A 13,736-nucleotide genomic window follows, 5' to 3' on the forward strand; every position below is an offset into this window, starting at 1 on the left:
AGAGTTGAATGGAGCAACCAGTAATTAAACCGTTGCGCCTACTTTAATTTGTTTAGAAATACTTCTGATAAAATTCTTTTCTAAGTCGACCACTTAACTCTGCATTACTTCAATTGGAGCTCCATTATTTAATAAGTGGGTAGCATAGCTGTGTCTAAGTTGATGGGGGTGGATTTTTTTATTAATTCCTGCTCGTTTTGGTATTCGTTTAATGATATATCGCATTTGTGCTTTGCTCATTTGGTGAGGATGTCTTTCAGTTACAAAGATAGCTGTATCATTATCCTGTCGACTTTTAAGGTAACGAGTTAGCCAAATATCGCATCGGATATTAAAATAAACTTCTCTTTCCTTGTCGACTTTTCCCTTTACGACTGCAGAACGATTAGACCAATTGATGTTATTCTTGTTAAGAGTTACTATCTCTCCTATTCTACATTCTGTGGAAAACATGAATTCAAATAATGCCTTTTCCATAGTTGCTAAGCATGCTTCACGAAGATGTTCTATCTCCCTTTCCGTTAAGAATTTCGGGATGCGTTTCCCTAACTTTGGGTCTTTACTCTTGGCTGCGGGATTATTACCATCCTAAACTATTTTTTAAAAAGGTTTTCTTTTAAGAGGCTCAACAAATACTTTTTGATACAAGTAGTTTAAAATTGCTACTACTATACTCAAAAGGAAAAGTTGCTTTCGGCTCATTTTTACCATTTTATATATGCCTAGTTTCTCTGCTATTGTTGTCAAAGGATATGCAAATAAGTAGTCAGCAAAAATATTACTTAATAAATACAACCAAAATCTTTTGAACGTCAGTTTAAAGATCCAAAAATTAATGACAGTAAAAGGTCCAAAAACAAAAGAGACATCTGTTGCTAATTTAGGGAATATAGGATTTCTTACTTTCCACCATTTTAACTTTTGAGATAGCTCACTTATTAGTGCGATAACCAAGTTACTAAAAATAATAGTAGGCAGGAAGCGAAGTAAGGAATTTTTCCCAAGCTTTACTACAGATAACCAAGGCAATACCAGTAACAAATACATTTTCCATTTCCCTTTCATACACAACCTCCTTGGTATAAAAAAATACTATGCTGCATTATGAATCATTGGTATTTTTACCTAAAAAATTTCTTTTATTCAATTTGTATTACTATTGAAAATGCCATTGTAATTATAATTGCTAAAGTATGTTATTGAACTATCTGGCAGGATTGTTTAATAAGCAACTACCAGACTAATAACTAAACTATATTGAATTATTCTTATTGTTCAAGTAACAGGTGCATTTCTTAAAAAAGGGGGTAAGAATGTGACTACATCCTGGAACTTGAATAAAACCTCAATTAATTTACCATACTCACATAAAAGTTTAGTTCAGTTATTAAATCGTATATCTAAAAATGAAAATAATTTCTCCCAATATGATTTTGCTCAGTGGTGCGATAATTTTACAATGGTCTTTGATGAAGCTGAATTATCTCCAATCGTTGAAATTGCAGTAATTGTCGCACGAGATATAGAATGTCAGTGGGATTTATTCTTGGTTAATGCCTATTCATTAGAAGAGTTGGAGACTATAGACTTATCAAAGGTAAAATTACCTCAAGAGTGGTATATACAGTGGCTAGAGGAGTTAAATGAGAGGTAAATGATGAACCTGCTTGTTCCACTACCGGGTGCGTTAGTTTAAGAAGAAAGGACTTTACATATTAGTTGAAAATTTGAGAAATATATACTCGAAGTAACATAGACGGAAAGGAGATGGTATTATGTCTCAACCATTGGAGCTGGCGACTTTTGCTGGAGGCTGTTTTTGGTGTATGGTATCACCATTTGATGAACTGCCAGGAGTTAAAGGAGTGATTTCTGGATACACAGGCGGCCATAAAACAAATCCAACCTATGAGGAAGTGTGCACAGATACAACAGGACACTATGAAGTTGTTCAAATTTCATTTGATTCCGCTGTTATGTCCTATCAAAAGCTATTGGACCTTTTCTGGCAGCAAATTGATCCGACAGATGCTGCAGGACAGTTTAATGATCGTGGATTATCGTACCGGACAGCCATTTTTTTTCATAGTGAAGAACAAAGGATACTAGCAGAGACCTCCAAGGCCAAGCTTGCAAAGAGCGGGAGATTTAAGAAACCAATTGTTACGGCGGTTCTGCCGGCTGAGCCTTTTTACAAGGCAGAAGAAAAACACCAGCACTACTATAAAAGGAACCCTTTTCACTATAATCTATATAAAGAAGGATCTGGACGTGCCAAGTTTATTCGTGAGAATTGGAAAAAGCGAAAAAGCGATGAGGAATTACGGAAAGAACTTACTCCGATTCAATATGAGGTAACAAGAAAGAATGCAACCGAGCCGCCTTTTCAGAATGAGTATTGGAATCATACAGAAGAAGGAATCTATGTTGATATTATCTCAGGCGAGCCATTGTTTAGTTCGATTGATAAATATGATGCAGGCTGTGGATGGCCGAGTTTTACAAAGCCATTGCGGCGTTCAGAGCTTGAGGAGAAATTTGATACCTCTCATGGAATGAGGAGGATTGAAGTTCGGGCAAAAGCATCGGATGCCCATCTTGGTCATGTTTTTGATGATGGTCCTGGTCCTGATAGGGCACGCTATTGCATAAATTCTGCAGCACTTCGGTTTGTTCCTAAAAATAAATTGCAGGAAAAGGGATATGGAGAGTTTCTAAGTCTTTTTGAATCGTAAATGAATCAAAATAGGAATATAATAAGAACACTTCCGGTTTTTAATTTATTTTGATTAATTTGTTGTTTAGATGAAGCCTGAAGATGGTGTTCGTAGGAATTTCCCACTTCAAATTTCCGTTAGAAAATGAAGTGGGGAGTAGTTCAAAGCTATGAATCATGGAACAATTTCAAAAACAGTACCTTGGTTAAAATCAGTCACTTTCATAGAACCATAAACCCCTAAATATAATTTGGTTTGATTCAGATTCGTTCCCAAACTAACATAATAAGCTGATTGAGATCCAAAATTATAATCCGTTTCAATAACACTAAAATCATTTAATTTACAATCTGTTCTTATTCTAGTATAAGCTAAAACCCCTTTGGCAGGAGATTGCGATTCTTCCTTCCGGGCAAGATCGGTAAATACCACACTTCCCGTTAAAGCGGGGATTCCATTCCCCATATAGGCTTGCACTCCTGTAAGTGCAGTTCCTCCAAACTTATCGGGTCGGAGATCTTTATGAAAATAACTAGTTACAGGCTGAAGACGCCTTACTGAAGTTTTTATTGCTTCATTGTAATAGGCAATTGTGTTCTCATCCAAAGTCGGATTGGCAGAGCAGCCCCTTACAATTGGAGTAGGGAAAACACCTTCCCACGCTCGCCAGCCAAAGTTAATAAATCCTTCTTGGTCAGCTTCAGATTTCATTAAAAAAGCTTGAACAAGCTGAGGAACCGGTATTGGTTTATTCGGACCGAATGAAAATATTGATTCTACCAAGTCCTGTCCGACATTTCCCACATATTTGATATATTGATTATAAAACCTTTGAAATGAAATGCCCGGTATATTGCGAACCCCTTTGGCAATCACCGTAAGTGTTTCCTGAATAGGTACGGGAAGCTCATTAAACCGTGTGACTACGGGGGGATTCTGGTTAAATGTATTCTTACCTACATCGATTTCAATTATTTTACCGGCGATTTCCATATCATTTTGGCTTAAATTGAATGGATCATAGCCTGATCCACCATCCCCGGTGGTTAAAACAAGTTTTCCTGTTTCAGGTGAAAAGTTTAAGCTATTGACACCATTATGATTAGAAAATGGTCTTCTTAAGTTTAGTAATGTCCGTCGTTTTTGAGGTTGACCATTCGATGGTAAAATCCACTCTTCAACTGTATCAATATGATCATATTGAGTTTCTCTATTTATCCACCTTAGGTTTAAAGTTTTTGGATTACACGGATTAGGTGAAAAAGATTTAGAAAGAGCACCTGGACCTTGTGTTCCAGCTACTGAATAATGAAGATAAAACAGACCGTTATAATAAAATTCGGGATGAAACGCTAGCCCTAGCAATCCCCGTTCATCATATCCACCACCAGAAGCACCTAGTTTTACAATTCTCGGGTGAATATCTAAAAAAGTCCGTATAACTCCGTCTCTTATGTAAAAAATCTCTCCTACCTGAGTTGCAATAAACAATCTTTCTTTTGAGTCGCCCGGAAGCATAGTTGTTTTCAAAACAGTGGGTAAATTTACCTTACCTACAATGGGCCGTAAACGAACCTTAGTTTTTATCAACTAATTTTACACTCCTTCTTATTTGTTTTTATAAGAATATGATTAGAATTGTTCTATTAACACAAAATTAGGACTGGGGAATCTGACAAGGTTATTGCACCATTTTCCGCACCAGCGTACTTAAACTAACTTTTTTAAAATTCAGTTCTTGATAATCTTGATTACTCAGTTGATTCCTTTTGGTTTTCGAATATGTTACTTTACATACTTTAGCAGTTTACAAAACTATCAATAATATCCACGATAGATCCTATTTTATTTAATCGATTATGATAAAATGGATACAAATACCAAAAAAAAGGGGGATTTTGCATGAAAGTTGCTTTGATTTCTGCGACAAAAGCATCTTTAGATCCAATTGAAAGAGCGTTTCACGAAGAAGCACCAGATATTGAATTGATTCATTTACTAGATACTGAATTACTTTCAATGATGGAGAAAGAGGGGTCACTTACACCAAACATCATTCTCCGTTTTTCTTCACTTCTAAATATTGCTGTTTCTTCAGAAATCGATGCTATTCAGCTTACTTGTTCCGCTTTTAATAACATTACTAGCATCTTGCAGCCTCTTTATAAAGTAAAACTATTTCGTTCAGATGAAGCGATGCTAGATCAAGCACTTGCCTATGAGAGAATTGGATTAATTTCTACCGTACGAGAAACTCCCATTGCATTAACGAGTTATCTACAAGAGAAAAAAGCGAATGTTCAAGTAGAATCTATCGTAGATTCAGGACTCATTCATTTACTTTATCAGGGGAAAAAAGATAAACATGATGAACGAGTAAAAGAAATGATTTATCAAATGGAAGGCAAAGTGGATGTCATTGTACTATCCCAGTACAGTATGGAACATATCGCCGATCAAGTGACTTGTTCGACGCCTATTTTAACCGCACCTAGAGCGGCGGCTAAGCGTTGCTATACTTATTTGCAAAACCAATATAGCACTAACAAATCCTTTTAAATGGGCAAAATGTTCATTAAACAAAACTTATTAGAAGCCAGTGAATGTAGTTTTTCAGAAGCTACATTTACTGGCTTCTTTTCATTTCGAATAAATAAAAATGAGTTATTGAGGCTTATTTGGCATGCCCTGCTTTTTACATCAACCATATTTTGGGAAAAACCTCGTCAGAATACATTTTTTTACATATCAATCATAATAAAGCGAATAACATATATTTTATGTATTTAGGAGGTGGTATTCGTGTTAAGTGATAAAAAAGTGGTTCTATTAAAACCAGAGTTTGAAGAATTCGTCTTTAGCGGATGGATTGTATGGATCATTTGAGAATCTCAAAAAACATATAGCAACCGCAACTATAGGTGGATATATGATACTCAATGCGAAGTTATTGAAAGCTAAAGGAGAATTAGGAGAAAAAGAATATGAGAAATTCAAAGAGTCTCTGCATATAATCACCGATGCTAAACTAGATTATGGAGATAAATATGGAAATATAGACTATAATCAAATTCCTTCTAAAAAAGAGGATGAAATTAAGAGAGCCTTGATGGAGTTGCAGCCATATTTTGATAAATTGAACGGTAATAAATCAAGCAAAGAAATCTTAACCCCTGAAGAATATGAGCGATATGTTGAAGAACTTATGACATATGAAAAAGTATTAGCACAGAAAAGAACTTCAAGGGGAATTCCAACAGGCAAAGAATTTCTTAGAATATGTAACTAATAAACCCTCTTTATTCGGTGGTCTATAAGCAACCGGTATAGTATAAACGTTTTTTGTCCGAAGAACAAAGACAGCAAACGAAACATCCCAACTATCAACCAAAAAAAGAAAAAAGTATCGCCAGTAGAGTGGCGTAGTGGGCACCGACCTTTCCCTCTTGAAAGAGTGTCCTTTTCTCAAGAGTTGCTCACCCAAGTCTCGCCTCTGCTTCTTCTGATGGAAGGTGGTAAGTGGGATGTTTGTGAGAAAGAACCCCATCGGTTTTAGTGGTGGGAGTGGTCAGAATCGAAAGGATGTTTCCTTTAGTTTTTCAATTTGAACTATACATGAAGCTTTTCTATATAGGCATTTCATTGGGACACCATTTTTAATGCCTGCCTGTTCAATCAATTTAATTTCGTGATACATAGCATTAGATAAAATTCCTTTTTGTATGTTCTGCTTTATTTCATAAGAAAATCCAGCTAATATATGGCACGGTAGTTCATCATAAAGAGACCTTTCTTCTTTTGTCATAAAAGCACCTCCAGATTTAATCATACTAATCGACATATTTTTTATCAATGCGACATAATGTCCATTTTAGGTAGTTTCTATTTTAGAAAAATCCATTTATATAAACGTTTATTGAAATACAAGTTTTTACTGGATATTTACTTTTGATGAAAATAGAAGGTTGTATTTCATTATAATTTTAAAGAAAGTTATTCAGCTAACGAGTAGCTTTAGAAAAATAACCGGGAACTATTTTGTAGCTTTTTTGTATTTTTCAATATTCAGCAATCGGGCGCTTTAATGGAATAAGAATCACAGAAATGATCAAACTTTTTTATAAAAACAAGATTTAAATCTACTAGATAAGAATCCATTTTGATCAATCTTTTTTCAAAATGGATTCTTTTTATTTATCGTAAAATACCGGTTTTTGGGGTGTTTTTGATCAAACAATGAAGTTTTCTATGTAAAGCCAAAACGCCCTAATAGAGTCTAATCCATTAAGATGGAGTCAATCAAAAATTGTAAACGTTTGTATTGCGAGGGTTAAATTTTAGTTAAACTTATGGAAATAACTAGAAAAAATGATAGAGTAGTAGCATACCTCTAGTACTTCCTTCCAAGAGAAAGAAGGATATATTCATAGATTTGGAAGAATATTTGGAAGTACTACTTAATAGAGGGTAATAATAAAACAGATTTAAAGGAGGAAAACACTTGGAGAGGCTTAGAAAACAGCTATTTGCTATAACGACGATGTTTGTCATGCTGATTAGCATGGTTCTCCCCTATCGGGCACAAGCGGCTGAAACTATTACGGTTTCACAGGCAATCGCGAATAATTCGGGGACAGCTACTGTGGCAGGGTATATTGTAGGTTATACAACAAGTGGCGGTGGTGGAAAAGCTACATATGATTTTGAGGCTCCATTTAAAGATGATACAAACTTCGCCATCGCTGATAGCCCTACGGAAAAAGACGCAACCAAAATATTACCTGTTCAAATCCCTGCTAGTTTCCGCCCAACCTTTGGATTATTAACGAATCCATCAATCGTAGGTAAAAAGGTTTTTGTTACGGGTTCACTTGAAACTTATTTTTCAGTACCTGGCCTAAAATCTCCAACGGCCATTTCGTTTGATGGCACAACACCACCTCCAGATGAACCTGGAAATGGCGAAACAGGTTTAAAAATTCGGGACATTCAAGGTCAATCTCATACTTCACCATATAAAGATAAAAATGTAGTAGATGTACCTGGGATAGTAACCTATGTAGTAGACGGCAGCAATTTTTACATGCAGGATCCTAACCCAGATAACAACTCTAATACATCAGAAGGCCTTCTCGTCTACAAGCCTTTTCACGGTGTTGCAGTGGGGAATAGCGTAACCGTTTCGGGACTTGTAAAAGAGTGGGTACTAGATGGATATGAAGAGAAACTGCAAACCGATTTAGCCATGACAGAAATTAATGCCCAATCAGGCAAGATTACAAAGGTTTCTAGTGGAAATAAACTTCCGGCTCCAATCGTAATCGGTAAGGACGTAATGCCGCCAGCTTCTGTCATCGACAACGATCAATTTGGCACATTTGACCCGGCAGAGGATGGCATTGATTTTTATGAAAGCCTTGAAGGGATGCTTGTTTCCATTGAAAATCCGATTGTGACAGGACCACAGAAATATGGAGAAGTACCTGTCATTACAGGTAAAGTGGACGGAAAAGAATATACAAAAGAAGGAACTCCTCTTTTAACACATGAAAATCAAAATCCCGAGAAAATACTTCTTCAGCTTGATGACCGCAGCTTTGTAACGAAAGCGGGGGATACTTTTGACGGAACCGTCACAGGAGTGGTCAGTTATTCGTTTAGTAACTTTAAGATTCTTACAAAAGCAACTGATTTACCTAACATAGTAGAACGTCCAAGAACAAATGAAATAACGACTATTCAAAAAGAAGAAGACAAACTAACCATCGCAGGCTACAATATCGAAAACTTTGTAGCAACAGACACTGCCAAACGTGATAAGCTGGCAAAATCAATGGTCGAGAACTTAGGATCTCCAGATATCATCGGTCTGGTTGAGGTGCTTGACGAAAGTGGAGAAACGAATAACGGTGTTGTCAAAGCTGATGCAAACTATAAGGCATTAAGTGATGCAATCAAAGGCTTTGGCGGACCAGCCTATGCTTGGACAGACATCGCTCCAGTTGACGGGAAAGACGGTGGAGTACCGGGAGGAAATATTCGTGTAGGATATCTATATAATCCTGAGCGTGTAACTCTGAATAAGGCACCAAAGGGAGATGCAACAACAGCTGTCGCTTACGAAAATGGTTATCTTACACTAAACCCTGGCCGCATTGACCCAACAAATGTTGCATTCAACAGCAGCCGTAAGCCGCTTGCAGCCGAGTTTACTTTCCAAGGAGAAGAAGTCATTGTCATTAACAATCACTTCAACTCAAAAGGGGGAGATGATCCTTTATTTGGAAAAAAACAACCGCCGCATCTTGAAAGTGAAGCGCAGCGTGTGAAAATTGCGAAGATCGTTAATAACTTTGTCTCTGACATAAAAGAAAAGAATGGGGACGCAAATATATTGGTATTAGGTGACTTAAACGATTTTGAGTTTTCTGCTCCTCTAGCGGCACTCAAAGGGGATGACTTAACTAACTTAGTTGAAACTTTACCTGCTTCCGAGAGATACACATACAACTATCAAGGAAATGCACAAGTGTTGGATCATATTTTAGTATCCAATAATTTAGCTAAAGCAGCTAAGCTTGATATCGTGAACTTTAACTCTCCGTATATGAAAGAACATGGACGTGCTAGTGATCATGATGCACTCGTTGCTCAGTTAGAAGTTGTGGATGTAACCGCACCAGATGCACCACAGGTCAATCCTGTCATTCATAATGATACGATTATCACAGGAACAACAGAAGCCGGTGCAAGTGTTAAGGTAATGATGGGCAAGGTGGAGCTAGGTACAGCTACAGCAGATACTAACGGTAAGTTTAAGGTATCTGTGCCAAAGCAAAAACACAAGAATATCTTAACTGTGACGGCCTCAGATGCTTCTGGAAATATCAGTGAGGAAACTGTTGTTGACGTATTAAAGAAAAACGAGAAGTAAGAGAGAAGGCAGGTTTCCGTATGGGAAACCTGCCTTTTTGTACATAAACATAATATTACATAAACTATAAATTGAATTTTTGGGGTGATTATTGTCCTGACGCCCTTCGCGCTATAGCCAAGGAACGGTATATGGTATATTAACTATTTTTATGTCTTTGTACAGTTGACGAGTGACACAAAAGTTCGGACGCTCTTGTTTTTTGACACAAAGCTCTAGACACTCTCGGAAAATGAAACAAAAGTCTAGACCCTCTTGTATTATAATTTTCGTGAAGTTTAAAAAATTAAATTGTTGACCAAGCTTGATGAAAAGAGGCGAATCTTAACATTTCGTATCTGCCAAGGAGGTTCATGTATGGACTGGTTTTCATTAGGAAAAAGGCGTTCCAAGTTTGGTAAGTTCTTAGATTGTCACGAATTAACGCAACAGGAAGTTGTTGAAAAGAGTGGGGTTAGTCGGGGTACAATCAGCAGATTATGCCAGGTAGAACATGAAAATGGACCAACAATGCAGAATGCCCGAAAGGTTATAAAGGCCTTGCGTGACTTAACAGGAAAAAACGTTGATTATGATGATTTCTGGAGTATGTAAATAAAAACGTAGGGAAAGTAAGAGTTTCCAATGGTCATATTATTGTCAGCAGGGTAAAGCCTTCTTGCGCTGAATCTTTTTATAAATTTAAAGTGGGAGGATATAAATTTGAGTACAAAAGAGAATGCATTGTCTATCTTCGCCTTAGGCGGCTTGAATGAAATCGGGAAAAATATGTATGCAATCGAATATTCAAACGATATCGTGATTATCGACTGTGGTAATAAGTTTCCAGATGAAAGTTTATTAGGAATTGATTTGATTATCCCTGATATAGCTTACTTAGTAGAAAATAAAGATAAAGTCAGGGCTTTAATTGTCACACATGGACATGAAGATCATATCGGGGGGATTCCGTTCTTCTTAAAAAAATTGAATGTACCCGTTTATGCCACACGCTTCACACTAGGATTAATTGAAATCAAATTAAAAGAATATAAACTTCTAAGAGAAAGCGAACTTGTTGAAATAAACTCAAACTCAAACTTGAAAATCGGAGAAATGAGTGTGAGCTTTTTCAAAGTAACCCATAGTATTCCTGATTGCTTGGGAATGGTCTTTCACACACCACAGGGTAATATTGTACATACGGGGGACTTCAAGTTCGATTTAACACCTGCGAATAATAATGAGCATTCGGATATTCATAAAATGGCTGAAATCGGCAAAGAAGGGGTCTTGCTTCTATTGTCTGAGAGTACCAATGCAGAACGTCCTGGTTTGACCCCATCGGAACAAATGGTAGGTGAACATGTGGAAGCAACTTTCATGAAAGCCGAACGCAAAGTTATTCTTTCTACCTTTGCTTCAAATATTAGTCGTGTTCAGCAAGTCGTGAATGCAGCACAAAAAACAAATCGAAAACTTGCGTTGCTTGGACGAAGTATGGTTAAGGTCGTAGCGGTTGCTATGGAACATGGTTATTTAACAGTTCCTGATGGAATGTTAATTGACCCACATGAAATCAATGAAATGGCTCCTGAAAAGGTTGCTATTTTATGCACCGGGAGTCAAGGAGAACCATTGGCTGCTCTTGCCCGCCTGTCCACTGGAAACTTTCGCGGTGTCGACATTTTACCTGAAGATACGGTTATCTTTGCAGCAGGTCCAATACCCGGGAATGAACGAAATGTCACGAGTATCGTAGACAACTTATTTGCACTTGGAGCTAAAGTGATTTATGGATTAGGAAGTACATCCGGAATGCATGTTTCCGGCCATGGTTATCAAGAAGATTTAAAACTAATGCTTACATTAATGAAACCAAAATATTTTATTCCCATTCACGGTGAATTTAGAATGTTACACCATCACCGTTTGTTAGCTGAATCCGTTGGAGTAGAGCAAGGAAACACGTTTATCATCAATAATGGCGATGTCGTCGATATTGAACATACCATTGCCCGTCAGACCCGGAAAATACCGGTTGGGAATACCTACGTAGACGGGGGGGATGTCGGTAATGTTGGGGAATTTGTGTTACGAGACCGCAAACAGCTTTCAGAGGATGGAATGCTCATGATTGTTTTAACTATGAGCAAAGCGGAAAGAAAACTGCTTTCTGAACCCGATACCATTTCTCGTGGATTTATGGATAGAGATTTCTCGGAATTCCGCCGAGACGTTAATCGACTTACTACAGAAATTGTTAACGAGCTACAAGAAGCAAATAGAAACCAATGGAATGTAATGAAAAAACAAATAAAAAAATCAATACGACAATATGTATATACACATACTAAGAAAAAGCCAATGATTGTTCCTATACTTATTGAAATTTAATAGGGGGGAAGTTTTAAAAAAATGAATTAATTGATCTTCAACAATCGGGCCGATTGCCGAAGAATACGCAGGTTTAAAACGACTTTATTGTTATTTATTTTTGGAAAATTGAGTATAGGATGAAGAAAATTAAATAACTACTTTTTTGAACACTGTTCCATTTATGAACGGTGTTCTGCATGTTTAGAGTATTAATATTAAAAAATGATCACCTCGAATACGCTTATATGGGTTCTGGTGCAAAAACTGACTTTAGTTTCAAGTTGAGCGCCTTTTACGTTTAAAAAACAAACTGTAAAGGGAAAATAAGCAGGTGGAGGGTTGTAGATGAAGATAATAATTATTGGCGGAGATGCAGCAGGCATGAGTGCTGCCATGCAAATTGTAAGGAATAGCTCAGATCATCAGATTACTGTTCTTGAAATGGGAGAAGTATACTCATATGGCCAATGTGGGCTCCCTTATGTGATTAGCAATAAAATTGATTCAACAGATAAATTAATAGCTCGGACACAGACTGAATTTAAAGAAAAATACGGAATTGATGCACGAATCTTACATGAGGTTCGCCAAGTTGATACAAAAAATAAACAAGTGTATGGGATAAACCATGCAAATGAAGAGAAGTTTTATTTGTCATATGACCGTCTCCTTATAGCTACTGGCGTAAGCCCGGTTATACCTGAGTGGGAAGGTGCTCATCTTTCGGGTATATTCACTTTAAAGACGATTCCAGATGCAAAGCGAATCATAGAATCCCTTGAAAGGGATGTTAAAAATGTCACGGTAATCGGCGGCGGATATATTGGGCTTGAAATGGCTGAGAGTTTTGCGGAATTGGGTAAGAAGGTAACAATCATTGAACGAAATGAACAATTAGCAAAAATTTTTGATGAAGAAATGGCAGAGCTTATCCATGAAGAAGCAAAGAAGCAAAACATTGATCTTAGAATGAGTGAATCTGTAGAAGCTTTTCTTGGCGAAGATAAAGTTGAATTTATAAAGACTGATAAAGGGGTGATTGAGACTGATCTTGTTCTAGTCGCTGTTGGTGTACGGCCAAATACTTCTTTTTTAGATAAGACTGGAATCATTACAAGTGTAAATGGTGCAATCCAAGTAAATGCATATATGCAAACAAATATTGAAGATGTATATGCAGCAGGCGATTGTGCAACACAATACCATCGAATCAAAGAAAAGGATGATCATATTCCATTAGGAACACACGCAAATAAGCAAGGTCAAATTGCAGGATTAAACATAATTAATATTCCAAAAACTTTTAAAGGTGTATTAGGAACCTCTATTATTAAATTCTTCAGTTTAACACTTGGAAAGACAGGATTATCAGAAAGAGAGGCAACATTATTAAACATTCCCTATCAAACAGTTACGATAAAAACATCTGATATTGCAGGCTATTATCCAAATGCTAAAAAAATGACCTTGAAATTATTAGTACATAATAAATCACATAAAATTCTTGGGGGACAAATTATTGAAGAAAAGGGGATAGATAAGAGAATCGATGTACTTGCAACGGCTTTATTTCATTCTATGACAGCTGAGCAATTGCTAGATTTAGATTTAGCATATTCACCTCCATATAATGGAGTCTGGGATCCGCTCCAACAAGCTGCAAGAAGAATAAAATAAATCGGAAAGTCATTTAGGCTCAGTCAAAGGACTGAGCTTTTTTATTAACT

Annotated in this window: 10 protein-coding genes and 2 pseudogenes; 8 read left to right on the forward strand and 4 right to left on the reverse strand. The window is 36.8% G+C overall.

The features are described from left to right. Positions 1–52: 52 nt before the first annotated feature. A pseudogene (locus tag ACE199_RS15785) lies at positions 53–579 on the reverse strand (tyrosine-type recombinase/integrase); the annotation flags it as partial. Positions 580–600: 21 nt separating this feature from the next. Next, positions 601–1,065 (reverse strand): hypothetical protein, encoded by a 465-nt coding sequence (locus ACE199_RS15790; RefSeq protein WP_375350642.1) that lies wholly within the window; start codon positions 1,063–1,065, stop codon positions 601–603. A gap of 250 nt (positions 1,066–1,315) precedes the next feature. Between ACE199_RS15790 and ACE199_RS15795 the strand changes: the two genes are divergently transcribed. Both ACE199_RS15795 and msrA read left to right on the forward strand, forming a co-directional pair. Next, positions 1,316–1,654, forward strand: coding sequence for a hypothetical protein (locus tag ACE199_RS15795; RefSeq protein WP_375350643.1), 339 nt, complete (start codon positions 1,316–1,318; stop codon positions 1,652–1,654). A gap of 121 nt (positions 1,655–1,775) precedes the next feature. After that, positions 1,776–2,735 carry a peptide-methionine (S)-S-oxide reductase MsrA gene (gene msrA, locus ACE199_RS15800; protein WP_375350644.1) on the forward strand — a complete coding sequence of 320 codons (960 nt, stop codon included), beginning with the start codon at positions 1,776–1,778 and terminating at the stop codon, positions 2,733–2,735. A gap of 156 nt (positions 2,736–2,891) precedes the next feature. Here the strand turns inward: msrA and ACE199_RS15805 are convergent, their stop codons facing one another. Then, a complete protein-coding gene (locus ACE199_RS15805; RefSeq protein WP_375350645.1) occupies positions 2,892–4,307 on the reverse strand; it encodes a PQQ-dependent sugar dehydrogenase in 1,416 nt (471 codons plus the stop codon). Between the two features lie 312 nt (positions 4,308–4,619). Here ACE199_RS15805 and ACE199_RS15810 point away from each other — a divergent pair, with 312 nt between their 5' ends. Both ACE199_RS15810 and ACE199_RS15815 read left to right on the forward strand, forming a co-directional pair. After that, positions 4,620–5,276 carry a hypothetical protein gene (locus ACE199_RS15810; RefSeq protein WP_375350646.1) on the forward strand — a complete coding sequence of 219 codons (657 nt, stop codon included), beginning with the start codon at positions 4,620–4,622 and terminating at the stop codon, positions 5,274–5,276. A 292-nt stretch (positions 5,277–5,568) separates the two neighbouring features. Beyond that, positions 5,569–5,970: pseudogene (locus ACE199_RS15815) on the forward strand (DUF3600 domain-containing protein); the annotation flags it as partial. 315 nt (positions 5,971–6,285) lie between these two features. Here the strand turns inward: ACE199_RS15815 and ACE199_RS15820 are convergent. After that, positions 6,286–6,522, reverse strand: coding sequence for a hypothetical protein (locus tag ACE199_RS15820; protein ID WP_375350647.1), 237 nt, complete (start codon positions 6,520–6,522; stop codon positions 6,286–6,288). Between the two features lie 696 nt (positions 6,523–7,218). Here ACE199_RS15820 and ACE199_RS15825 point away from each other — a divergent pair. From ACE199_RS15825 to ACE199_RS15840, 4 genes are all read left to right on the forward strand, one after another. Continuing rightward, positions 7,219–9,651 carry a DUF6359 domain-containing protein gene (locus ACE199_RS15825; RefSeq protein ID WP_375350648.1) on the forward strand — a complete coding sequence of 811 codons (2,433 nt, stop codon included), beginning with the start codon at positions 7,219–7,221 and terminating at the stop codon, positions 9,649–9,651. A gap of 357 nt (positions 9,652–10,008) precedes the next feature. Further along, a complete protein-coding gene (locus ACE199_RS15830; protein ID WP_375350649.1) occupies positions 10,009–10,245 on the forward strand; it encodes a helix-turn-helix transcriptional regulator in 237 nt (78 codons plus the stop codon). A 108-nt stretch (positions 10,246–10,353) separates the two neighbouring features. Next, entirely contained in the window at positions 10,354–12,027 is a 1,674-nt protein-coding gene (locus ACE199_RS15835; protein WP_375350650.1) for a ribonuclease J, read from the forward strand. Between the two features lie 327 nt (positions 12,028–12,354). Continuing rightward, entirely contained in the window at positions 12,355–13,686 is a 1,332-nt protein-coding gene (locus ACE199_RS15840; RefSeq protein WP_375350651.1) for a CoA-disulfide reductase, read from the forward strand. Positions 13,687–13,736: the final 50 nt, after the last annotated feature.

Source organism: Peribacillus sp. Hz7, from assembly GCF_042136355.1.
Taxonomy (GTDB): domain Bacteria; phylum Bacillota; class Bacilli; order Bacillales; family DSM-1321; genus Peribacillus; species Peribacillus asahii_A.